This is a genomic window from Streptomyces sp. LUP47B (genome assembly GCF_001746295.1).
Classification (GTDB): domain Bacteria; phylum Actinomycetota; class Actinomycetes; order Streptomycetales; family Streptomycetaceae; genus Streptomyces.
Window position 1 is genome coordinate 1 of the sequence record NZ_MJAH01000020.1, and the last position, 20,986, is coordinate 20,986.

General features: G+C 69.5%; 23 protein-coding genes and 5 tRNA genes. 19 read left to right on the plus strand and 9 right to left on the minus strand.

Annotation, left to right across the window (positions count from 1 at the left end):
• The coding region (locus BFN33_RS41290) for a nitrate- and nitrite sensing domain-containing protein (RefSeq protein ID WP_256123019.1) at positions 1–2,363 on the minus strand (2,363 nt) is incomplete at its 3' end.
• Between the two features lie 564 nt (positions 2,364–2,927).
• Here BFN33_RS41290 and BFN33_RS41295 point away from each other — a divergent pair.
• The 3 genes from BFN33_RS41295 (at position 2,928) to gltX (ending at position 5,482) form a co-directional block, all read left to right on the plus strand.
• Positions 2,928–3,113, plus strand: a complete 186-nt coding sequence (locus tag BFN33_RS41295) for a hypothetical protein (RefSeq protein WP_069765373.1) — start codon at positions 2,928–2,930, stop codon at positions 3,111–3,113.
• A 115-nt stretch (positions 3,114–3,228) separates the two neighbouring features.
• Positions 3,229–4,014, plus strand: a complete 786-nt coding sequence (locus tag BFN33_RS41300) for a fumarylacetoacetate hydrolase family protein (protein ID WP_069765374.1) — start codon at positions 3,229–3,231, stop codon at positions 4,012–4,014.
• Entirely contained in the window at positions 3,998–5,482 is a 1,485-nt protein-coding gene (gene gltX, locus BFN33_RS41305; RefSeq protein WP_079141303.1) for a glutamate--tRNA ligase, read from the plus strand. The genes BFN33_RS41300 and gltX overlap by 17 nt, the downstream gene beginning before the upstream one ends.
• Before the next feature lie 57 nt (positions 5,483–5,539).
• Here gltX and BFN33_RS41310 read toward each other — a convergent pair whose 3' ends face one another.
• Positions 5,540–5,824 (minus strand): hypothetical protein, encoded by a 285-nt coding sequence (locus tag BFN33_RS41310; protein ID WP_069765376.1) that lies wholly within the window; start codon positions 5,822–5,824, stop codon positions 5,540–5,542.
• A 96-nt stretch (positions 5,825–5,920) separates the two neighbouring features.
• Here BFN33_RS41310 and BFN33_RS41315 point away from each other — a divergent pair, with 96 nt between their 5' ends.
• The 6 genes from BFN33_RS41315 to BFN33_RS41340 all read left to right on the plus strand — a co-directional run bounded on the left by BFN33_RS41315 (position 5,921) and on the right by BFN33_RS41340 (position 7,230).
• Positions 5,921–6,655: an HAD family hydrolase gene (locus BFN33_RS41315; protein WP_069765377.1), complete on the plus strand. Its 735-nt coding sequence runs from the start codon at positions 5,921–5,923 to the stop codon at positions 6,653–6,655.
• Positions 6,656–6,747: 92 nt separating this feature from the next.
• Positions 6,748–6,819: transfer RNA gene (locus BFN33_RS41320), tRNA-Gln, on the plus strand.
• A gap of 43 nt (positions 6,820–6,862) precedes the next feature.
• A tRNA-Glu gene (locus BFN33_RS41325) sits at positions 6,863–6,935 on the plus strand.
• Between the two features lie 29 nt (positions 6,936–6,964).
• Positions 6,965–7,037: transfer RNA gene (locus BFN33_RS41330), tRNA-Glu, on the plus strand.
• Between the two features lie 20 nt (positions 7,038–7,057).
• A tRNA-Gln gene (locus tag BFN33_RS41335) sits at positions 7,058–7,129 on the plus strand.
• A 28-nt stretch (positions 7,130–7,157) separates the two neighbouring features.
• A tRNA-Glu gene (locus tag BFN33_RS41340) sits at positions 7,158–7,230 on the plus strand.
• 51 nt (positions 7,231–7,281) lie between these two features.
• Here the strand turns inward: BFN33_RS41340 and BFN33_RS41345 are convergent.
• Complete coding sequence (locus BFN33_RS41345; RefSeq protein ID WP_069765378.1) at positions 7,282–7,926, minus strand: MerR family transcriptional regulator; 645 nt, start codon at positions 7,924–7,926, stop codon at positions 7,282–7,284.
• A gap of 80 nt (positions 7,927–8,006) precedes the next feature.
• Here BFN33_RS41345 and BFN33_RS41350 point away from each other — a divergent pair, with 80 nt between their 5' ends.
• Positions 8,007–8,519: a DUF4188 domain-containing protein gene (locus tag BFN33_RS41350; RefSeq protein ID WP_069765379.1), complete on the plus strand. Its 513-nt coding sequence runs from the start codon at positions 8,007–8,009 to the stop codon at positions 8,517–8,519.
• Positions 8,520–8,738: 219 nt separating this feature from the next.
• Here BFN33_RS41350 and ndgR read toward each other — a convergent pair whose 3' ends face one another.
• On the minus strand, positions 8,739–9,455 hold the full coding sequence (gene ndgR / locus BFN33_RS41355) for an IclR family transcriptional regulator NdgR (RefSeq protein WP_007384919.1): 717 nt from the start codon (positions 9,453–9,455) through the stop codon (positions 8,739–8,741).
• 188 nt (positions 9,456–9,643) lie between these two features.
• Between ndgR and leuC the strand changes: the two genes are divergently transcribed.
• The 4 genes from leuC (at position 9,644) to BFN33_RS41375 (ending at position 12,974) form a co-directional block, all read left to right on the plus strand.
• Complete coding sequence (gene leuC, locus BFN33_RS41360; RefSeq protein WP_069765380.1) at positions 9,644–11,068, plus strand: 3-isopropylmalate dehydratase large subunit; 1,425 nt, start codon at positions 9,644–9,646, stop codon at positions 11,066–11,068.
• A 5-nt stretch (positions 11,069–11,073) separates the two neighbouring features.
• Complete coding sequence (gene leuD / locus BFN33_RS41365) at positions 11,074–11,667, plus strand: 3-isopropylmalate dehydratase small subunit (RefSeq protein ID WP_069765381.1); 594 nt, start codon at positions 11,074–11,076, stop codon at positions 11,665–11,667.
• A 297-nt stretch (positions 11,668–11,964) separates the two neighbouring features.
• The gene (locus BFN33_RS41370) at positions 11,965–12,195 is read left to right on the plus strand and encodes a hypothetical protein (RefSeq protein WP_007384922.1); all 231 of its coding nucleotides are present in this window, start codon (positions 11,965–11,967) and stop codon (positions 12,193–12,195) included.
• Between the two features lie 137 nt (positions 12,196–12,332).
• On the plus strand, positions 12,333–12,974 hold the full coding sequence (locus BFN33_RS41375; RefSeq protein WP_069765382.1) for an HU family DNA-binding protein: 642 nt from the start codon (positions 12,333–12,335) through the stop codon (positions 12,972–12,974).
• A 71-nt stretch (positions 12,975–13,045) separates the two neighbouring features.
• On the opposite strand, the gene BFN33_RS41380 is transcribed toward BFN33_RS41375, so the two are convergent.
• Positions 13,046–13,237 carry a hypothetical protein gene (locus BFN33_RS41380; protein ID WP_069765383.1) on the minus strand — a complete coding sequence of 64 codons (192 nt, stop codon included), beginning with the start codon at positions 13,235–13,237 and terminating at the stop codon, positions 13,046–13,048.
• A 9-nt stretch (positions 13,238–13,246) separates the two neighbouring features.
• On the minus strand, positions 13,247–13,885 hold the full coding sequence (gene cofC, locus BFN33_RS41385; RefSeq protein ID WP_069765384.1) for a 2-phospho-L-lactate guanylyltransferase: 639 nt from the start codon (positions 13,883–13,885) through the stop codon (positions 13,247–13,249).
• 155 nt (positions 13,886–14,040) lie between these two features.
• Between cofC and BFN33_RS41390 the strand changes: the two genes are divergently transcribed.
• The 3 genes from BFN33_RS41390 to BFN33_RS41400 all read left to right on the plus strand — a co-directional run bounded on the left by BFN33_RS41390 (position 14,041) and on the right by BFN33_RS41400 (position 17,052).
• The gene (locus BFN33_RS41390) at positions 14,041–14,805 is read left to right on the plus strand and encodes a 1-acyl-sn-glycerol-3-phosphate acyltransferase (RefSeq protein ID WP_069765385.1); all 765 of its coding nucleotides are present in this window, start codon (positions 14,041–14,043) and stop codon (positions 14,803–14,805) included.
• Entirely contained in the window at positions 14,802–15,812 is a 1,011-nt protein-coding gene (locus tag BFN33_RS41395; protein ID WP_069765386.1) for an NAD(P)H-dependent glycerol-3-phosphate dehydrogenase, read from the plus strand. The genes BFN33_RS41390 and BFN33_RS41395 overlap by 4 nt, the downstream gene beginning before the upstream one ends.
• An 82-nt stretch (positions 15,813–15,894) precedes the next feature.
• Positions 15,895–17,052 carry a D-alanine--D-alanine ligase family protein gene (locus BFN33_RS41400; RefSeq protein ID WP_069765387.1) on the plus strand — a complete coding sequence of 386 codons (1,158 nt, stop codon included), beginning with the start codon at positions 15,895–15,897 and terminating at the stop codon, positions 17,050–17,052.
• A gap of 11 nt (positions 17,053–17,063) precedes the next feature.
• Here BFN33_RS41400 and BFN33_RS41405 read toward each other — a convergent pair whose 3' ends face one another.
• Together BFN33_RS41405 and BFN33_RS41410 are read right to left on the minus strand one after the other, a co-directional pair.
• Positions 17,064–17,564 (minus strand): DUF3515 domain-containing protein, encoded by a 501-nt coding sequence (locus BFN33_RS41405; RefSeq protein WP_069765388.1) that lies wholly within the window; start codon positions 17,562–17,564, stop codon positions 17,064–17,066.
• Between the two features lie 20 nt (positions 17,565–17,584).
• Positions 17,585–17,818 (minus strand): Lrp/AsnC family transcriptional regulator, encoded by a 234-nt coding sequence (locus BFN33_RS41410; RefSeq protein WP_057616476.1) that lies wholly within the window; start codon positions 17,816–17,818, stop codon positions 17,585–17,587.
• Between the two features lie 206 nt (positions 17,819–18,024).
• Between BFN33_RS41410 and BFN33_RS41415 the strand changes: the two genes are divergently transcribed.
• Both BFN33_RS41415 and thiD read left to right on the plus strand, forming a co-directional pair.
• Positions 18,025–18,993 (plus strand): thiamine-phosphate kinase, encoded by a 969-nt coding sequence (locus tag BFN33_RS41415; protein WP_069765389.1) that lies wholly within the window; start codon positions 18,025–18,027, stop codon positions 18,991–18,993.
• Complete coding sequence (gene thiD / locus BFN33_RS41420; protein WP_069765390.1) at positions 18,990–19,793, plus strand: bifunctional hydroxymethylpyrimidine kinase/phosphomethylpyrimidine kinase; 804 nt, start codon at positions 18,990–18,992, stop codon at positions 19,791–19,793. The genes BFN33_RS41415 and thiD overlap by 4 nt, the downstream gene beginning before the upstream one ends.
• Here thiD and BFN33_RS41425 read toward each other — a convergent pair.
• Positions 19,765–20,973 (minus strand): FAD-dependent monooxygenase, encoded by a 1,209-nt coding sequence (locus tag BFN33_RS41425; RefSeq protein WP_069765391.1) that lies wholly within the window; start codon positions 20,971–20,973, stop codon positions 19,765–19,767. The two genes, thiD and BFN33_RS41425, sit on opposite strands and share 29 nt — an antisense overlap.
• Between the last annotated feature and the right edge of the window lie 13 nt (positions 20,974–20,986).

The window sequence follows — 20,986 nt, forward strand, 5'->3', positions numbered from 1 at the left end:
GGCGCACCGCCGAGGGCACCGCCGAGGGCACCGCCCTGGCCGTTGCCGCCGCCACGACGGGCCGCGGGCGCACCGCCGAGGGCACCGCCGAGGGCACCGCCCTGGCCGTTGCCGCCGCCACGACGGGCCGCGGCCACACCGGCGGCGGCCTGAGCGGCCGCGGGGGTACCGGGCGCGCTCTGGCCGGGCTTGGGCTGCGGCTTCTTGCCGCCCTGGGCGACATCCACGGGCAGCATGACCAGCGCGGTCGTACCACCGGAGTCGGACGGGCGCAGCTGGATGCGGATGCCGTGGCGCTGCGACAGCCGGCCGACCACGAACAGACCCATGCGGCGGGAGACGGAGACGTCCACGGTGGGCGGCGAGGCGAGCCGCTCGTTGATCGCGGCGAGGTCCTCGGGGGAGAGGCCGATGCCGGTGTCGTGGATCTCGATCAGGACGCGGCCGTCGGGCAGTGCGTGACCGGTGACCTTGACCTTGGTCTGCGGCGAGGAGAACGAGGTCGCGTTCTCCAGCAGCTCGGCGAGCAGGTGAACGAGGTCGTTGACCACGCGGCCGGCCACTTCGGTGGTCGGCACGGAGGCCAGCTCGATGCGCTCGTACTGCTCCACCTCGGACGCGGCGGCGCGGAGCACGTCGACCAGCGGGACCGGACGGGTCCAGCGGCGGCCGGGCTCCTCGCCCGCGAGGACGAGGAGGTTCTCACCGTTACGGCGCATGCGGGTCGCGAGGTGGTCGAGCTTGAACAGCGAGGACAGCTGGTCCGGGTCGGCCTCGCGGGACTCCAGTTCGGAGATGAGCGAGAGCTGACGCTGGATGAGGCCCTGGGAGCGGCGCGAGAGGTTGGTGAACATCGCGTTGACGTTGCCCCGCAGCAGGGCCTGCTCGGCGGCGAGGCGGACCGCCTCGCGGTGCACGTCGTCGAAGGCCGCGGCCACTCGGCCGATCTCGTCCCGGGAGTGCACACCGACCGACTCCACGGACGTGTCGACGTCCTGCGGGTCGGACTCGGACAGCTGCTTGACCAGCTCGGGCAGCCGGTCCTGGGCGACCTTGGTGGCGGTCTCCTGGAGGCGGCGCAGCGAGCGGATCATGGACCGGGCCACGACGAAGGCGCCGACCAGCGAGACACCGAGCACGAGAAGGATCAGGGCACCGGCGATGATCGCGTCGCGCTCGGTGGCGCTGCGCAGCTCGCGGGCCTTCTGCTCCATGTCCTCGAGCAGCGTGTGCTCGATGTTGCCCATCTGCTGGATCTTGGTCGAGCTGTCGTCGACCCAGTCCTTGTAGGAGCGCTTGTCCAGGTCGGCGAGGCCGCCCTGGCGGCCGAAGGCACGGCCGGCGTACTGCTCGGCGGCCTCGATGTTGGAGTTGCCGTCCTCGATGGGCTGCAGGAGCTCCTCGGCGTCGTTGTCGCCGTAGATGCTCCGGAAGGTGTTGAGGTCGGACGCCTCACTGTCGAGCGCACCCTGGCCGTACAGCCGGTCGGTCTCGGAGAGGCTGCCCAGTGTCTTGTTGGACGCGGGCAGCGCCGCCGCGAGGATCGCGCGCTGGCTGGACGCGTACTCCTTGGCGGAGGAGAAGGCCGCCAGGGCACGCGTGCTCTGGATCATCTCCGGGTTGCTGGTCGCCTGCGCCATGTCCTGCGAGAGGCCGAGCAGGTGGGTGATCAGGCGGTGGTAGGACTCCACCGTCTGCGTCGCGTTGCCCTTGGTCTCGTAGGCGTCGCTGCGGATCTTGCTCAGCGTGTCCAGGTCGCGGACGAGGCCGACGAGGCTGTCGCGGACGCCCTGGAGGTTGCCGTCCTTGCCGGCCGTGTCGATGTCCTCGGCGGCGTTGATGAAGTTGGTCGCGGCCCGGTCCGTCTTGTCCCGGTAGCCCTTGACCGTGATGTTGCTCGCCGTGGAGTCGTGCGCCAGCGGACCGGCCGACTGGTCGCGCTCCTCCTGGAGGGCCGCGGCCAGCTCGGTGGCCTGCTTCGTCATCTCCGTCAGCAGCTTCATGTTGTCGAGCTGCTGGATGTCGTCCATGGAGTCGTTGATGCGCAGCGCGCCCAGCGACGTGGCCGCCACCACGGGAAGCGCGAGCAGCGACACCAGGCGCGTGGAGATGCGCCAGTTGCGCAGGGCTACGCGCGACCCCGGGCCGTTCGCGCCCTTCGGGGGCTTGACCGGCGGCTTGGCCGCGGCCGCCGGGCCCGAGGACGCCGACGTGCCGAGACGCCCGGGGCCGGAGCCGCCGTCGACGGCCGGGCCCGGGTTCTGGGCGTGCTGGGGGGAGGAACTGCCGACATTGGGGCCAGTCCCGCCGTGCTGCTCCGGCTCGGCCGAAGCGCTGCCATCCCTCTTGAAACGTCCCTGCACTAGCGTCGCAACCTCTGGACCAGGCGCTCCTCCGCAGGACGGCGGAGCACGGTGTCGGCGTTGTGGGGAGCGCCCTGAATACGCACCCCGGGTGGTCTGAGTGACCGGCGCTGCTCCCCCTTCTCACCGCCGCTCGGCGCTTCTCTGCGCCCCCTGTGCGCCGGTTCGATCCCGCGGCGGTCCGTGGAATTCCAGCACAGTGCCGGATCTCCAACAAGGTCCGAGGGTCAGACCGTGACCTACGTGACACCACGTGAGGGTCGTGTCACCGGGTGTGGGAAGCGTTCTCGTAGATAACGGACATAAATCCGCGAGTCCACCCGCGGGGGTGGGTGTCCCAGTCGCCATGATCAGGAGCGGAATGAGGGCTTCAGGGGGTCAATGTCCGTTTCGTTGGGGTGAGTTAAGGCTCGGAATTGTCCGATTTGCCCACAGGTCAGTGAGCAAACTCACACGCCGATCATGAGGTCTTCGCGGCTTGGGAGGGGAATGGCATGTTTAGCCTGGCGCTTTACAAGAAGGCCCCATCTGCCCAAACCACCACTGTCGAGGTCGAGTACAACCGTGAAGACGACGATGATGTTCCGCAACATTGCCAACCCGCGGCGCACGACGCTGGCGCACCTCGAGGACGCCGACGCACTGCAGATCCCGGAGCAGCCGGAGCACTCCCTCGCCCTCCCGGCCCAGACCGCCAACCCCCGGCGGACGGTCCTGATGGAGATCCCGGTCTCCGCCGCCGCCGAGTAGATCACAACCGTACGACGGCCACGGCACCGCGGTGATACGCGCGGTGCCGTCCCCTCCCCGCGTTAGCCTGGAGCGTCAGACTCCAGTCGGCCGAGTAGAGGGGCGCCCAGATCCCGTGCGCATCGCCAGATTCTCCATCGACGGGAACGTCGCCTTCGGCGCGGTCGAGGGCGACAGGCCGGACGAGCTCGTCCTCGACATCATCAAGGGCATCCCGTTCGCGGACTTCGAGCTCTCCGGTACGAAGGTCCCGGTCAACAAGGTGCGTCTGCTGCCGCCGGTGCTGCCCAACAAGGTCGTGGCGTACGGCCGCAACTACGCCGACCACGCGAAGGAACTGGGCAACGAGGTCCCGGACGTCCCCTTCGCCTTCTTCAAGCCCTCCACCTCGGTGATCGGCCCCGGCGACGAGATCCAGTACCCCTCCTTCTCGGCGGACGTCCATCACGAGGCCGAACTCGCCGTCGTCATCGGCCGGATGTGCCGCGAGGTGCCGCGCGAGCGCGTCAAGGACGTGATCTTCGGCTACACCTGCGCGAACGACATCACCGCCCGTGACGTCCAGAAGCGCGAGAAGCAGTGGGCGCGGGCCAAGGGCTTCGACACCTCCTGCCCGCTCGGCCCCTGGGTGGAGACGGACCTGGACCTGGAGACGGCCTCCGACCTGACGATCCAGCTCACCGTCAACGGCGAACAACGCCAGCTCGGCCGCACCAGCGAGATGATCCACGGAATCGAGGATCTGATCGTCAACATCTCCGAGGCCATGACGCTGCTCCCCGGCGACGTGATCCTCACGGGCACCCCGGCAGGCGTCGGGCCGCTCACCGTCGGCGACGAGGTCGCCGTCACCATCGAAGGCATCGGCACTCTCACCAACAAGGTTGTCAAGCGTGGCTAGCGCACCCGTCCGCGTACGTTTCTGCCCCTCGCCCACCGGTAACCCCCACGTGGGCCTGGTCCGCACCGCCCTGTTCAACTGGGCGTTCGCCCGGCACCACCAGGGCACGCTCGTCTTCCGCATCGAGGACACCGACGCGGCCCGCGACTCCGAGGAGTCGTACAACCAGCTGCTCGACTCGATGCGCTGGCTGGGCTTCGACTGGGACGAGGGCCCCGAGGTCGGCGGCCCGCACGCGCCGTACCGGCAGTCGCAGCGCATGGACCTCTACAAGGACGTCGCCGCCAAGCTCCTGGACGCCGGTCACGCGTACTACTGCTACTGCTCCCAGCAGGAGCTGGACACCCGCCGCGAGGCCGCTCGCGCCGCCGGCAGGCCCTCGGGCTACGACGGCCACTGCCGCGACCTGACCGAGGAGCAGGTCGCCACGTACGTCGCCGAGGGCCGTACGCCCATCGTCCGCTTCCGTATGCCCGACGAGACGATCACCTTCACGGACCTGGTCCGCGGCGAGCTGACGTTCACCCCGGAGAACGTGCCGGACTACGGGATCGTACGAGCCAACGGGGCGCCCCTCTACACGCTCGTGAACCCGGTCGACGACGCGCTGATGGAGATCACGCACGTCCTGCGCGGCGAGGACCTGCTGTCCTCCACCCCACGCCAGGTCGCCCTGTACAAGGCGCTGATCGAGCTGGGCGTGGCGAAGTCCGTGCCGGCCTTCGGGCACCTGCCGTACGTGATGGGCGAGGGCAACAAGAAGCTCTCCAAGCGTGACCCGCAGGCCTCGCTCAACCTCTACCGGGAGCGCGGCTTCCTGCCCGAGGGCCTGCTCAACTACCTGTCCCTGCTGGGCTGGTCGCTCTCGGCGGACAAGGACATCTTCACCACCGACGAGCTGATCGCGGCCTTCGACATCGCGGACGTGAACCCCAACCCGGCGCGCTTCGACCTGAAGAAGTGCGAGGCGATCAACGCCGACCACATCCGTCTCCTGGACGTGAAGGACTTCACGGAGCGCTGCGCCCCGTGGCTCAAGGCCCCCTTCGCCCCCTGGTCCCCGGAGGACTTCGACGAGTCGAAGTGGCAGGCGATCGCCCCGCACGCCCAGACCCGCCTCAAGGTCCTCTCCGAGATCACCGACAACGTCGACTTCCTGTTCCTGCCGGAGCCGGTCTTCGACGAGCCCTCGTGGAACAAGGCGATGAAGGAGGGCTCGGACGCCCTGCTGCGCACGGCCCGCGAGAACCTGGAGTCCGCGGACTGGACCTCGCCGGAGTCCCTCAAGGAGGCCGTGCTGGCCGCCGGCGAGACCCACGGCCTCAAGCTCGGCAAGGCCCAGGCCCCGGTCCGCGTGGCCGTCACCGGCCGTACGGTCGGCCTGCCCCTCTTCGAGTCCCTGGAGATCCTGGGCAAGGAGAAGACGCTGGCCCGCATCGACGCGGCGCTGGCGAAGCTGACGGCGTAGCCGACGCACGTGTGAGGGGCGGCACCTGGAACTCCGGGTGCCGCCCCTCACACATGGTCACTGAGCGTCGGCTTCGTCAATCAGGTACTGGCTTTCGTCGAAGATCCAGACGACGACAACGACCATGATCGCGCCGGCCACCACGTATTCCAGCATCAGGCCAGGGGCCACATAGGCCTTGCGCAGATTGTCGTCCGGCCCCAGTGGCGCGGTCGACGTCTTCCGGAACGGGTCACGGGCCAGTATCCGCACGGCCCTGTCCAGGTGGGCTCGGCGCTCAGCGGGCAAGGCGTCATACGTGGTGCGGGCCTCGACGGTGAACTGGACGCGGTACTCGGTCATGAGCCCAGTGTGCCAGTGCACGCCGCGCCGCCCGCCCGAGTCCGGAGGGGCCGCAATCGCCGGACGCGGCCCCAAACCCCGGGTTACCGTCGGATCATGAGCATTCGGGCCGTGGTCTGGGACGTGGACGACACCCTGTTCGACTACACGGGAGCCGACCGCATCGGAATGCGTCTGCATCTGACGGCCGAGGGGCTGCTCGAGACGTACGAGAACGTCGAGCAGGCCATCGTGCGGTGGCGGGCGGTGACCGACACCCAGTGGGCGCGGTTCTCGGCGGGGGAGGTCGACTTCCAGGGTCAGCGGCGCGACCGGGTGCGGGTGTTCCTGGGCGAGGAGCTGACCGACACAGAGGCGGACGCCTGGTTCCAGCGGTACATCGCGCACTACGAGACCGCCTGGGCCCTCTTCCCCGACGTGCTGCCCGCCCTGGACGCCCTCGCCGCCAGCCACCGGCACGCGGTGCTGTCCAACTCCAGCATCCACGTCCAGGACCACAAGCTGCGCGTGCTCGGCGTGCACGACCGCTTCGAGGTCATCCTGTGCGCGGCCGAACTGGGCGTCTCCAAGCCCGAGGCCGGAGCCTTCCTCGCGGCCTGCGACGCCCTGGAACTGGCCCCGCACCAGGTGGCGTACGTCGGCGACCACCCGGAGATCGACGGTCGGGGCGCCGCCGAGGCCGGACTGCTGTCGGTCTGGATCGACCGCGACGGCGCCGTGCACGCCCATCTCCCCACCCCCGCCGGACCGCGGCGCATCGCCTCGCTCGCCGAACTGCCCGCCATCCTCGGCGCGGATACCCGTTTTGGAGCCCCGTCCACCTTCAGGTAATGTTCTTCCTGCGCCGCCGGGGAGCGGGCCGAAAGGCCGGGATCCGGAGGAGCAGAACTAGAACAAGATCCCCGTAGGGGCTTGCGTTCCAGTGGCCTATGGTGTAATTGGCAGCACGACTGATTCTGGTTCAGTTAGTCTTGGTTCGAGTCCAGGTAGGCCAGCTCGCAGAGCTCATCTGCAAAAAGCGGAGATCGATTCCGCGAAGCCCCCGTTGTGTAGCGGCCTAGCACGCTGCCCTCTCAAGGCAGTAGCGCCGGTTCGAATCCGGTCGGGGGTACTGATCTCGATCAACTCGGGATCGCTGGGGCCCCCGTTGTGTAGCGGCCTAGCACGCCGCCCTCTCAAGGCGGTAGCGCCGGTTCGAATCCGGTCGGGGGTACGATTTACTCTAAATCACCTTGGTCTATGGTGTAATTGGCAACACTACGGTTTCTGGTACCGTCATTCTTGGTTCGAGTCCAGGTAGACCAGCTCGGACCTGCGGAAACGCAGGCTCCACGCCCCCGTTGTGTAGCGGCCTAGCACGCCGCCCTCTCAAGGCGGTAGCGCCGGTTCGAATCCGGTCGGGGGTACGTAGAGGAAGGCCCTTCACTTCGGTGGAGGGCCTTCGCCGTGTCCGGGGCTCATGCGAAGCCGTAGCGCCGCGTCGACTCCTCCTCCTGGGCCAGCCGGTGCAGCGACTGCAGCAGCGGCTCGTTGAGGATCGCGCCCAGGATCGCGAACTCGACCCGCTCCGCCTCCGACGGGTGCGTCTCCAGGTTGTCCAGATCGAGGACGGCTGTCCGGTGCATCAACTCCGCGTACGGCGCGAGCTGTTCGGCCCCCCACTCGTAGCCGAGCCGGCGGAACGCGGCCACCGCCACCACCAGTGAGCGGTAAGCGGGGGAGATGGTCGTGAGCTGCTTGGCGTTCTCCCAGCCGAGCCGGTCCAGGAGCGCGGCGACCTCCTGGTGCGCGGCCCGGACGTACTCGTCGTCCTCGTCCGGCTCGGGCACCTGTGGCAGTGCCCACAGCGCCGCGCCGAGCCGGATCGAGCGGCCCAGGGAGTCGTCGTCCACGTGCCCGAGCACCTCGCGCACCTTCGCCACCGGTACCCGGCCCACCTGGATCATCGCGCGCACCAGCCGAAGCCGCCGCAGATGCTCCTCGTCGTACTCGGCCGTCGTGGCGTTGATCTGGCGTCCCGGTGGCAACAGCCCTTCGCGCAGGTAGTACTTGATCGTCGCGGTGGACACACCGCTGTGCTCGCTGAGTTCGGCCAGCCGCATCTCTTGCACCCCCTCTCGGATACCGGCACTATCCAAACATGCCGCACTCGGATAGTGCTGCTCGCCAACGAGGGGGTCCCATGGTCGGGAAGAAGGTCGCCGCAGGCCGCACCACCGCGTCCGCGGAGAAGGACGTCGTGGTCCTGCTGATCGGGATGCGCATCAACCACTTCTGGGCCGTGCACCACTGGGTCCCGGTCTTCCTGGCCATGCCGCGGATGCTGCGGGAACTGCAGAAGGCTCCGGAGCGGGGACTGCTCTCGCATGTGCTGCTGACGGCCTCACCGCGGACGTACTACGTCGTCCAGTACTGGGAGTCGAAGGAGAAGCTGTACGCCTACGCGCACTCGCCGGAGATGTTCCACCACCGGGCGTGGGCGATCATCAACCGCAAGGAGAAGGCGGGGAAGGCACGGCAGCACGTGGGGCTGTGGCATGAGACGTATGTGGTGCCGGAGGGGTCCTACGAGTCGATCTACGCGGACATGCCGGCGTTCGGACTCGCGGCGGCGCATGGTCAGGTGCCGGTTGAGCGCAGGGGGCGGTCTGCCAAGGAGCGGTTCGCCCACAAGTCCGGGAGCGTGACTCCCTGAGGGGCGCGGGGAACTGCACGCCGAGCGACGGCGGGTCGGACGGGCGGCGACCGCCTGTGTGGTGGCGGATGCTGCGCCGTCGGGGCTTCGGAGGGGGTCAGGTGCGGGCCCGTGGGGGGCTGATCGCGCGGTTCCCCGCGCCCCCTGGGTGGGGCAACTTCCCGTCGGTCCGAGACCTGCCGCGGCGTTGAGGCCGGTCTCGTTCCGAAGGAGTCCTCCTCAGCCCGTGCGGCGCAGTGCCTCGGAGAGGCGGGCGGCGGCGTCGATGACCGCCTGGGCGTGCATGCGACCCGGGTGGCGGGTCAGGCGCTCGATGGGACCGGAGACCGAGACGGCGGCCACCACGCGGTTGGACGGGCCGCGTACCGGTGCGGACACCGACGCGACGCCCGGCTCGCGTTCGCCGATGGACTGGGCCCAGCCGCGGCGTCGCACGCCCGACAGGGCCGTGGCGGTGAAGCGGGCGCCCTGGAGGCCGCGGTGCAGGCGCTCCGGCTCCTCCCACGCCATCAGGATCTGGGCCGAGGAGCCCGCCTTCATGGTGAGCGTCGAGCCGACCGGGACCGTGTCCCTCAGTCCCGACAGGCGCTCCGCCGCGGCGACGCAGATGCGCATGTCGCCCTGGCGGCGGTAGAGCTGTGCGCTCTCGCCGGTGATGTCGCGCAGATGCGTGAGCACCGGGCCGGCCGTCGCGAGGAGACGGTCCTCGCCGGCGGCCGCGGCCAGCTCGGCGAGGCGTGGGCCCAGAATGAAACGGCCCTGCATGTCGCGTGCCACCATGCGGTGGTGTTCCAGAGCCACGGCCAGCCGGTGTGCCGTGGGTCGTGCCAGTCCGGTCGCCGCGACCAAGCCCGCGAGGGTGGCCGGACCGGACTCCAGAGCGCTCAGGACAAGGGCTGCCTTGTCCAGAACGCCGACGCCGCTACTGTTGTCCATGAAACGATACTCACGTCTCACTCTGTGAAACGCAAGTTCCTTTTTTCGTGAGACGCGCAACCCTTGTAGACACAGCGGCCCGGTGACCGTACGGGCCTGGTGACGGGCGCCCGTGAACAGGGGCCGGGTGCCGTCTCCTCAAGATCTCTAGTTGGGCCGGTGGACGTTTGCCGGCCGGAGGGAAAGCGATGGGTAGGACACTCGCGGAGAAGGTCTGGGACGACCATGTCGTCCGGCGCGCCGAGGGCGAGCCCGACCTCCTCTTCATCGATCTGCACCTGCTGCACGAGGTGACCAGCCCGCAGGCCTTCGACGGTCTGCGCAAGACCGGTCGCCAGGTGCGCCGGCTCGACCTGACCATCGCCACCGAGGACCACAACACCCCGACCCTCGACATCGACAAGCCCATCGCGGACCCGGTCTCCCGGATCCAGCTGGAGACGCTGCGCAAGAACTGCGCCGACTTCGGTGTGCGCCTGCACCCGCTGGGCGACGTCGAGCAGGGCGTCGTGCACGTCGTGGGTCCGCAGCTCGGACTGACCCAGCCCGGCATGACCGTGGTCTGCGGCGACTCCCACACCTCCACGCACGGTGCCTTCGGCGGCCTGGCGTTCGGTATCGGCACCTCCCAGGTCGAGCACGTCCTGGCCACCCAGACGCTGCCGCTGGTCCGCCCGAAGACCATGGCCATCACGGTCGACGGCGAACTGCCCGACGGCGTCACCGCCAAGGACCTGATCCTGGCGATCATCGCCAGGATCGGCACCGGTGGCGGCCAGGGTTACGTCCTGGAGTACCGCGGCTCCGCCATCGAGAAGCTCTCGATGGAAGCCCGCATGACCATCTGCAACATGTCGATCGAGGCCGGCGCCCGCGCGGGCATGATCGCCCCCGACCAGACCACCTTCGACTATCTCGAGGGCCGCCCGCACGCGCCCAAGGGCGAGGACTGGGACGCGGCCGTCGCGTACTGGAAGACCCTGAAGACGGACGAGGACGCCGAGTTCGACGCCGAGGTCGTCATCAAGGCCGACGAGCTGGCGCCGTTCGTCACCTGGGGCACCAACCCCGGCCAGGGTGCGCCGCTTTCGGCGGACGTCCCCGATCCCGCTTCGTACGAAGACGCTTCGGAGCGCCTCGCCGCCGAAAAGGCCCTGGAATACATGGGGTTGGAGGCCGGGCAGCCGCTGCGCTCCATCAAGGTGGACACCGTCTTCGTAGGTTCGTGCACCAACGGCCGGATCGAGGACCTGCGCGCCGCCGCCGAGCTCGTCAAGGGCCGCAAAGTCGCCGACGGCGTACGGATGCTGGTCGTTCCCGGCTCCGCGCGCGTGGGCCTGCAGGCCGTCTCCGAGGGTCTGGACGTCGTCTTCAAGGAGGCCGGCGCCGAATGGCGGCACGCGGGCTGCTCGATGTGTCTGGGCATGAACCCGGACCAGCTGGCCCCCGGTGAGCGCTCCGCGTCCACCTCCAACCGCAACTTCGAGGGCCGGCAGGGCAAGGGCGGTCGTACGCACCTGGTGTCGCCGCAGGTCGCGGCCGCGACCGCGGTGCTGGGCCACCTGGCCTCGCCCGCCGATCTGTCCGACGCCCCTGTCGCCGCTGGAGTCTGAGAGTCATGGAAGCATTCACCACGCACACCGGCCGGGCCGTCCCGCTGCGCCGTTCCAACGTCGACACCGACCAGATCATCCCTGCTCACTGGCTCAAGAAGGTGACGCGGGACGGGTTCGAGGACGGACTGTTCGAGGCCTGGCGCAAGGACGAGAAGTTCATCCTCAACCAGCCCGAGCGCAAGGGCGCCACGGTCCTGGTCGCCGGCCCCGACTTCGGTACCGGTTCCTCCCGTGAGCACGCGGTGTGGGCGCTGCAGAACTACGGCTTCAAGACCGTGATCTCCTCCCGCTTCGCCGACATCTTCCGCGGCAACTCGCTCAAGAACGGCCTGCTCACAGTGGTTCTGGAGCAGAAGATCGTGGACGCGCTCCAGGACCTCACGGAGAAGGACCCCGAGGCCGAGATCACCGTCGACCTCCAGGCCCGCGAGGTGCGCGCCGAGGGCATCACGGCGAGCTTCGAGCTGGACGAGAACTCCCGCTGGCGGCTGCTGAACGGCCTGGACGACATCTCCATCACCCTCCAGAACGAGGCCGACATCGCCGCCTACGAGGCCAAGCGGCCCTCGTACAAGCCGAGGACGCTCCAGAGCTGACCCCGAGGGCGGCCGGAACACCCGGACCCTCCTTCGGAGCAACTGAACAAGTCGAGTTTCGGCCACCTCAACACCCCCGCCGTACCCCCGATCAGCCCGATCGGGGGTACGGCCGTGTCTGCGCCCCGACGGCCTCGCGCGATGCGACACGCCCGTTCAACTTCCCACGTTACGGCGGGTGTTGTCGGGGTACGCGTCCCTTGTAGCCGCGGCTTCCGGATGTGCCCGGAAGGCCGTTTGAGGCGGCAGTTGCACCCCTAGCAGGCGACAACTCGCCCCAGATGGCACAATCTGTGCATGGAACACGACGGCCAACTCGAGCTCTATGCGGCAGTCGCGGACCAACTCAAGGAAGCGCACGCAAGGGTGCGCGCACTGCAAGTCCCGGAGGGCGTACGGATGGCGCTGACCCGGAAGCTGCTGGTCATTACGGCCGCGGCCAAGCACGACGTCGTCGAAGCGACAAGGCGTCTGGAGGGGTTCATGGCCGACCTCGACGCGGGTCGAATCCCCGAAGAGGAACGCTGAACAAGTCCAGAGCAGCCGAGTTCGTTGCGGCACAAGGGTGATAAGCCCGTTTCGTGTTTGATTTGCGGTATATATCTGCCTAACGTGCGAAAAAGCTTGAACACTTTCGTTCTGGCAATGTCTCCGAAGGGGAAGACGTGAACAAGGCGCAGCTCGTAGAAGCGATTGCCGACAAGGTCGGCGGCCGCCAGCAGGCCGCCGACGCGGTCGACGCGGTCCTGGACGCCATCGTCCGCGCTACGGTCGCGGGCGACCGGGTCTCGGTCACCGGCTTCGGTTCGTTCGAGAAGGTCGACCGGCCGGCCCGTTACGCCCGTAACCCCCAGACGGGCGAGCGGGTTCGGGTCAAGAAGACCTCCGTTCCGCGCTTCCGCGCGGGCCAGGGCTTCAAGGACCTGGTGAGCGGCACGAAGAAGCTCCCGAAGAACGACGTCGCGGTCAAGAAGGCGCCCAAGGGCAGCCTGACCGGCGGGGCTTCGGCCACGGTCAAGAAGGCGGCCGCGAAGAAGGCCACCGCCAAGACCGCCGCGGCCAAGAAGACCACCGCGAGGAAGACGACGGCCAAGAAGACGACGGCCACCGCGAAGAAGACCCCGGCGAAGAAGGCGCCCGCCAAGAGCGCGGCGACCGCCAAGACCACCGCCGCCGGCAAGACCACCGCCAAGAAGGCGACGGCCAAGAAGGCCCCCGCGAAGAAGGCGACCGCCAAGAAGGCCCCGGCCAAGAAGTCGGCGGCCCGCACCACCACCGCCAAGAAGGCCACGGCCCGCAAGAGGTAAGGGCACAGGGCACTCACGCGCCGGGCCGGACTCCGCATCGGAGTCCGGCCCGCGGCGTGTGCACAGGGTGTTCAGAAGGTCTGGAGGGTCACCAGGGTGACCTTGTCCCCGTCCATCTCGATGCGCACGCGCTGTCCGGGACGCAGCAGCCTCAGACCGCCCGCGTCGAACGCCGGTGTGTCGAAGGGGACGGGGGTGCCGTCGTCGAGAATCACCTGCCCGCTGCGGCTTTCGGGGTCGTACGTGTACGCGGTCGCCTGCATGGCCGCAGCCTACTGCCCGGGAATCAGCAACCGCGCCGCGGCGGCGGCCGTCCGAGGGCCCACCCCGAGGGCGAGCGCGGCCCGCAGGTCCTCGCCGGTGTCCACGTCCTGTCGTACGGAATCCACCCCGGTGAGCGGGAGTTCCGTCGCTCCCGAGGCGCGATGTCGTGCGCGGGAATCCGGGCCGAAGGCGGGGCGCAATTCCGCGCCTTCCCGGGCCGCCAGCAGAGTGGTGCCGATTGTCGCGGCGTCCGCGAGAAAAGCGCGCGGGAATTCCGCGGCGGCATCGAGGACCCGGGCCAATTCCAGGGGCCGTAGCGCCGGAAGATCGGCGTTCAGGGCCGCGAGCGCGCATTCGGGACGGGTGGACCGTACGACGGCCGCCGCGTGCGACAGGGCCGCGTTCAGGCCGCCCCGTGGCTCGTCGGGGACGATCCGGGCGCCCAGCGCCGCCAGCTCGCGGCCCGCCAGGGCGTCATCCGTGACTACCGCCACATCACCGACCGCGGGGCAGGCCAGCGCGGCCGCCACGGTGTCCTGGGCGAAGGCGAGGGCCAGCCCCGGGCGCACCCTGTCGTCCGCGGTGTCCGAGAGCCTGCTCTTGGCCCGCGCCAAGGGCTTCAGCGGGATGACCAACGTCCACTGCACGCGTGTTCCGTCCTTCTCTGGTGGCGGCCATTGTCACTCAGTCGTCACGCGGCCCATCCGGTGGTGTCGGTGGCGGGGCGTACGGTGTTCTCGACAGACCGGCGGCCTGGGGCGACACTTGTGCGGCCCCCCAGGCCCTAGAGGAAGGTGTCCGCGTGCCCCGCCGCAGAATCGGCTTCTGGTACCGCTTGGCAGCGGTGATCGCCAAACCGCCGCTCGTGGTTCTGATCAAGCGGGACTGGCGTGGAATGGAGCATATTCCGGCCGACGGCGGATTTATCACCGCGGTCAACCACAATTCGCACATCGATCCCTTCGCGTACGCGCACTTCCAGTACAACACCGGACGTGTTCCGCGATTCCTCGCGAAGAGCGGTCTTTTCAACAAGGGATTCATCGGCGCCATGATGCGCGGCACGGGCCAGATTCCCGTCTACCGCGAGACCACGGACGCGCTCAGCGCCTTCAGGGCCGCCATCGACGCCGTGGACCGCGGCGAATGCGTCGCGTTCTACCCCGAGGGCACCATCACCCGGGACCCCGACCAGTGGCCCATGGTCGGCAAGACCGGTGCCGCGCGGGTGGCCCTGCAGACCAAGTGCCCGGTGATCCCCGTCGCGCAGTGGGGCGCCAACGAACTGCTGCCGCCGTACGCCAAGAAGCTCCATGTGCTGCCGCGCAAGACCTCGCACGTCCTGGCGGGCCCGCCCGTGGACCTGTCGCCGTTCTACGGCAAGGAGATGACCCCGGACCTCCTCAAGGAGGCCACCGAGGTCATCATGGCCGCCGTCACCGCCCAGCTGGAGCAGATCCGCGGTGTGAAGGCACCCGAGACGGCCTACGACCCGCGCCGCGAGCGGATCGAGCAGCGGCGCCGGACCCAGGCGCAGAACGGCCACGAGGGGGAGAAGAGCAAGTGAGCAAGCCCGTCAAGGCGGCCGTCTTCGGTACCGGTTCATGGGGCACCGCGTTCGGCATGGTGCTCGCCGACGCGGGGTGCGAGGTCACCCTGTGGGCGCGGCGTCCCGAACTCGCGGCAGCCGTCAACTCCACGCGGACGAACCCGGACTACCTTCCCGGCGTCGAACTCCCGGAGAACCTCCGGGCGACGGCGGACGCCGCGGAGGCCGCGCGCGACGCGGAGTTGACCGTCCTCGCGATCCCCTCGCAGACCCTGCGCGCCAACCTCGCCGACTGGACCCCCCTGCTCGCGCCCGACACGGTTCTCGTCTCCCTCATGAAGGGCGTCGAACTCGGCTCCGCGATGCGGATGAGCGAGGTGATCGAGGACGTCGCGAAGGTCGGGGCCGACCGCATCGCCGTGGTCACCGGGCCCAACCTCGCGCGGGAGATCGCCGCCCGGATGCCGGCCGCCGCCGTGGTCGCCTGCACCGACGAGGCGGTCGCCCGGCGGCTCCAGTCCTCCTGCCACACGCCGTACTTCCGTCCGTACACCAACACCGACGTGGTGGGCTGCGAACTCGGCGGCGCCGTGAAGAACGTCATCGGCCTCGCCGTCGGTATCGCGGACGGCATGGGCCTCGGTGACAACGCCAAGGGTTCGCTCATCACGCGCGGTCTCGCGGAGACGACCCGGCTCGGACTCGCCATGGGCGCCGACCCGCTGACGTTCTCCGGACTCGCCGGTCTCGGCGACCTGGTGGCGACCTGCTCCTCGCCGCTGTCGCGCAACCACACCTTCGGCACCAACCTCGGCAAGGGCATGACCCTGCAGGAGACCATCGCGGTCACCAAGCAGACCGCGGAGGGCGTCAAGTCCTGCGAGTCCGTGCTGGACCTGGCCCGCAGGCACGGCGTCGACATGCCGATCACCGAGACCGTCGTCGGCATCGTGCACGAGGGCAAGGCCCCGGTGGTCGCCGTCAAGGAGCTGATGTCGCGCAGCGCGAAACCCGAACGACGCTGAGCTACCACCTCGCTTTTTGCCTCGTTCGCCGCGGGGGCGCACGCTGTATCGGGGCACTACCAACGGGTACTCTCAACGCGATATGAGCACCGAGAACCTCCCCCAGAGCCCTCAGCAGCCGCCTCGCAAGCCGCGCGTGGCCGTCGTGTTCGGCGGGCGCAGCTCCGAACACGGGATCTCCGTGGTCACCGCCGGCGCCGTACTGCGGGCCATCGACCGGACCAAGTACGACGTCCTGCCGATCGGCATCACCCGGGACGGCCGTTGGGCGCTCACCGCCGACGAACCGGAACGCATGGCGATCACCGAGCGCCGTACGCCGAGCGTCGAGGAACTCGCCGAGTCGAGCGAGGGCGGCGTGGTGCTCCCCGTCGACCCCGCGAACCGTGAAGTCGTCTACAGCGAGCCGGGATCGGTGCCCAAGGCCCTCGGCGAGGTCGACGTCGTCTTCCCCGTCCTGCACGGCCCCTACGGCGAGGACGGCACCCTCCAGGGCCTCCTGGAGCTCTCCGGTGTCCCGTACGTCGGCGCGGGTGTGCTCGCCTCGGCCGTCGGCCAGGACAAGGAGTACATGAAGCGGGTGTTCACCTCCTTCGGGCTCAAGGTCGGCCCGTACGTGGTGATCAGGCCGCGCGAGTGGGAGCGGGACGAGTCCGCGGCCCGCAAGAAGATCGTCGACTTCGCGGGCGAGCACGGCTGGCCGCTGTTCGTGAAGCCCGCGCGCGCGGGTTCGTCGATCGGCATCACCAAGGTCGACGACCTGTCCGGCCTTGACGAGGCGATCGCCGAGGCGCAGAGCCACGACCCGAAGATCCTCGTGGAGGCGGCGCTGCGCGGCCGCGAGATCGAGTGCGGTGTCCTGGAGTTCGAGGACGGCCCGCGCGCGTCGGTCCCGGCCGAGATCCCCCCGCCGCAGGAGCACGCGTACTACGACTTCGAGGCGAAGTACATCGACTCGACCCCGGGGATCGTGCCGGCGCCGCTCACGCCCGAGGAGACGGCCGAGGTCCAGAAGCTCGCGGTCGACGCCTTCGACGCGGCCTCCTGCGAGGGTCTGGTCCGCGCGGACTTCTTCCTCACCGAGGACGGCGAGTTCGTGATCAACGAGATCAACACGCTCCCGGGCTTCACACCGATCTCGATGTACCCGCAGATGTGGGAGAAGAGCGGGATCAGCTACCCGGAGCTGGTGGACAGGCTGATCGAGGCGGCACTGCGCAGGCCGACGGGGCTTCGTTAGCCGGTCGTCAGCTAGTCGGCGATCCCCTCGGGGATCGCCTTCTTCACGGCCGGAGCGAGGTCGACCAGCGCCCCGGTGCTGTCCCGCCCCTTCGGTACCGTGACCTCGACGTACGCGCTGCGATTGGCTGTGGTGAAGCGATACGCGCCGTCGTCCTCCTTCTCCATCAGCCAGTCGACGCCGTTCACACCGCCCGCGACCGCGTCCGGGTCGCTGCCCTCGGCCACCTTGGGGTCGACCATCTTGGGCGGCTGCACGACACCGCAGCGCAGTATGATCGCCGGGCTTCCCCAGCCCGCCGTCAGTGTGGACGCGGGCTCGGGATCCTCACGACTCAGCCCGTCCAGCTTTGGCGGCAGCGCCTTGTCCAGGTTCGCGCACAGCTTGGTGGCCTTCGTACCCGGACTGGGAACCGCCGCCGACGCGCTGTCGTCTGCGGAGGAGCAGCCCGCGACCGCGATCAGCAGGGCGAGCGTGGGCAGACGGAGAGGCCGGTGACGGAAGAAGTTCACCGGCCAAGGGTAGACGGGGGCTACAGATGGACGACCGGGCAGGTCAGGGTGCGGGTGATGCCATCCACCTGCTGGACCTTGGCGACCACCAAGCGGCCCAGGTCGTCCACGGTGTCGGCTTGGGCACGGACGATCACGTCATACGGTCCTGTCACGTCCTCGGCCTGGATGACTCCAGGAATCTTGCTGATCGTCTCGGCGACGGTCGACGCTTTGCCGACATCCGTCTGGATCAGGATGTACGCCTGTACCACGGAACCTCCAGGGCGGCCACGAGGATCATGTGGGGAAAAGGAACGCCACGGTATCGCGTCGCCGCTCGTCGCGGGGAGACCCGCGGAGGCGTGGACGCCCGCGCCGGGGTGCGGACACTGCAGAAGTTCACGGTCCCCTCGACCGTATCGAGGACACTGATGACGCGCGACCGGGCACGGCACGGCACAGAAGGGGCGTAAGGGCCATGAAGGGCACTGTTGGTGAGCTCGGCGAGTTCGGGCTCATCAGGGAGCTCACCTCCCGTCTCACCACCACCCCGGCGGTCCGGGTGGGTCCCGGCGACGACGCCGCGGTGGTCGCCGCGCCCGACCGCAGGGTCGTGGCGAGCACCGACATCCTTCTGGAGGGCCGGCACTTCCGCCGCGACTGGTCCACGGCCTACGACGTCGGCCGCAAGGCGGCCGCGCAGAACCTCGCGGACATCGCCGCCATGGGCGCGGTGCCGACCGCCCTGCTGCTCGGCCTGGTCGTGCCCGCCGAACTCCCCGTCACCTGGCCCTCGGAGCTCATGGACGGCCTGCGTGACGAGTGCCAGGTCGCGGGCGCGTCGGTGGTCGGCGGGGACGTCGTACGGGGAGACACGATCATGGTCTCCATCACCGCCCTCGGCGATCTGCGGGGCCAGGAGCCGGTGACCCGGGCCGGCGCCCAGCCCGGCGACCTCGTCGCGGTGACCGGCTGGCTGGGCTGGTCCGCGGCCGGGTACGCGGTGCTCTCCCGCGGCTTCCGCTCGCCCCGCGCGTTCGTGGAGGCGCACCGGCGCCCCGAGCCGCCGTACCACGCGGGCCCGGCCGCCGCGGCGCTCGGCGCGACCGCGATGTGCGACGTGAGCGACGGGCTGATCGCCGACCTCGGACACATCGCCGAGGCCAGCAAGGTCCGCATCGACATCCGTTCCGGCGCGATCGACATCCCCTCCCAGATGAACGACATCGGACAGGCCGTCGGTGTCGACCCCATGCAGTGGGTGCTGAGCGGGGGAGAGGACCACGCGATCGTGGCGACCTTCTCACCGGACGTGAAGCTCCCGGCCCGCTGGAAGGTGATCGGCGAGGTCCTCAACCCCTCGGCGCTGCCCCAGGTGACGGTCGACGGGGCGCCCTGGACGAGCAAGGGCGGCTGGGACCACTTCGGCGGGGACATCGAGTCGTGAAGCCCCTGGTGCTCACGGTGGCCGGCTCCGACTCCGGCGGCGGCGCCGGAATCCAGGCCGACCTGAAGACCATGCTCGCGCTCGGCGTGCACGGCATGAGTGTCGTCACGGCCGTCACCGCGCAGAACTCCCTGGGCGTACAGGGCGCCTGGGAGCTGCCCGTCGAGGCGGTGCGGGCCCAGTACCGCAGTGTCGTGGACGACATCGGCGTCCGGGCCGTGAAGACCGGGATGCTCGCCTCGGCCGAACTCGTCGAGGCGGTGGCCGAGTTGCTCGCGGCCACCGACGCCCCGGCCGTGGTCGACCCGGTCGGCGTCTCCAAGCACGGCGACTCGCTGCTGGCCTCCTCCGCCCTGGAGTCCGTCCGCACGAAGCTGCTCCCGGTCGCCACCGTCGCCACCCCGAACCTCGACGAGGTGGCGCAACTCACCGGCGTCCGGGTCGACTCGGAGTCCCGGATGCGAGAGGCCGCCGAGGCGGTCCTGTCGTACGGACCGACGTGGGTGCTCATCAAGGGCGGCCATCTGACCGGCGACGCCGTCGACCTGCTCACCGACGGCCGTGCGGAGCACTGGCTGCGCGCGCCCCGCCACGACAACCGGCACACGCACGGCACGGGCTGCACCCTGGCCTCCGCGATCGCCTCGCAGCTCGCCAAGGGACAGTCCGTGCCGGAGGCGGTGGCGGCCGCCAAGGAGTACGTCACCGGGGCGATCGCCGCCGGGTTCGCGCTCGGCGGCGGGATCGGCCCCGTGGACCACGCCTGGGCACTCACGCGCCGGGGTACTCCGGCAGCTTGATGTTGGTCGCCGACTTCTCGGTGAGCCGCTTGAAGAAGGCCGCGAGGGGACGGGAGGCGAGCAGCCGGTACATCCGGTCCCGGCTGCGGATCCGCCGCTCGGTGGCCGGCGCGAAGAACGGGCCCGCGTTGCCCGAGGTCTTCTGGCAGCCCTTGGCGAAGCCCGCGATCCGGGCCTCGTAGGCGGCGAACGCCGCACGGTGGTCGCCGCCCGCCAGGGCGAGCTCACCGGCGAGGACGTACGCGCCGACGATCGCCACCCCGGTCCCCATCCCGCCCATCGTGGCCCCGTACCCCGCGTCCCCGAGAAGTGCCACGCGCCCCTGGGTGAGCCGGTCGACGTGGATCTGGGCGATCGCGTCGAAATAGACGTCGTCGGCCGCCTCGAGGGCTTTCAGGACGTTCGGCCCCTCCCAGCCCATCCCCGCGAACCGCTCGGCGAGGATCCGCTTGTGCGCGGCCGGGTCCCGGCGGTCGTACGACAGCCGCTCGGAGCGGAAGACCAGCAGCGCGCCCGCGCGGTCCGGATCGCCGTCGTAGTTGCCGAGTGCGATCGCCCGGCCCGGCTCGCTGTACACCCGGCCGGTGCGGTCCAGGCCCAGGTGGTTGGGGACCTCGAAGCCGGCCACGTAGTGGTCGAGGAAGCGCAGATGGCGGGACTCGTCGCCGAAGACGAGGGACCGGGTGCGCGAGTGGAGGCCGTCCGCGCCGATCACCAGGTCGAAGCGGCGCGCCGGGCCCTTCTCGAAGGTGACGTCGACACCGTCGGCCGAGTCGGTGAGCGTGGCGACCGAGTCGCCGAACACGTACTCGACGCGGTCCCGGGTGCGCTCGTACATGATGTGCGCGAGTTCGCCGCGGAAGATCTCCACGTCGCCGCTCATCATGTCCGACGGCAGGTCCACCTTCGGGGCGCCGTCCGCGTCGACGACGATCTGGCGGCCCATGTGGGTCTGACGGACGTGGATCTCGTCCCAGATGCCCATCTCGGTGAGCACCCTGCGGTGCACATGACCGCGGAAGTCGACGGCGAAGCCGCCGCCGCGCAGCTCCGGCGCCTTCTCGACGACGGTGACCCGGGCGCCGTAGCGCATGAGGTTCAGCGCGAGCGCCGGCCCGGCGACGCTGGCTCCGGAGATCAGGACGGTGAGGTGACTGAGGTCGTGCGTCTTGTTCGTCATGCCCGCAGCTTCG

Excerpts from the sequence above, each read along its gene's own strand:
- BFN33_RS41310 (WP_069765376.1), bottom strand. The coding sequence starts at position 5,824 with ATGACCGAGTACCGCGTCCAGTTCACCGTCGAGGCCCGCACCACGTAT.
- BFN33_RS41315 (WP_069765377.1), top strand. The coding sequence starts at position 5,921 with ATGAGCATTCGGGCCGTGGTCTGGGACGTGGACGACACCCTGTTCGAC.
- BFN33_RS41345 (WP_069765378.1), bottom strand. The coding sequence starts at position 7,926 with ATGCGGCTGGCCGAACTCAGCGAGCACAGCGGTGTGTCCACCGCGACG.
- BFN33_RS41350 (WP_069765379.1), top strand. The coding sequence starts at position 8,007 with ATGGTCGGGAAGAAGGTCGCCGCAGGCCGCACCACCGCGTCCGCGGAG.
- ndgR (WP_007384919.1), bottom strand. The coding sequence starts at position 9,455 with ATGGACAACAGTAGCGGCGTCGGCGTTCTGGACAAGGCAGCCCTTGTC.
- leuC (WP_069765380.1), top strand. The coding sequence starts at position 9,644 with ATGGGTAGGACACTCGCGGAGAAGGTCTGGGACGACCATGTCGTCCGG.
- leuD (WP_069765381.1), top strand. The coding sequence starts at position 11,074 with ATGGAAGCATTCACCACGCACACCGGCCGGGCCGTCCCGCTGCGCCGT.
- BFN33_RS41370 (WP_007384922.1), top strand. The coding sequence starts at position 11,965 with ATGGAACACGACGGCCAACTCGAGCTCTATGCGGCAGTCGCGGACCAA.
- BFN33_RS41380 (WP_069765383.1), bottom strand. The coding sequence starts at position 13,237 with ATGCAGGCGACCGCGTACACGTACGACCCCGAAAGCCGCAGCGGGCAG.
- BFN33_RS41400 (WP_069765387.1), top strand. The coding sequence starts at position 15,895 with ATGAGCACCGAGAACCTCCCCCAGAGCCCTCAGCAGCCGCCTCGCAAG.
- BFN33_RS41415 (WP_069765389.1), top strand. The coding sequence starts at position 18,025 with ATGAAGGGCACTGTTGGTGAGCTCGGCGAGTTCGGGCTCATCAGGGAG.
- BFN33_RS41425 (WP_069765391.1), bottom strand. The coding sequence starts at position 20,973 with ATGACGAACAAGACGCACGACCTCAGTCACCTCACCGTCCTGATCTCC.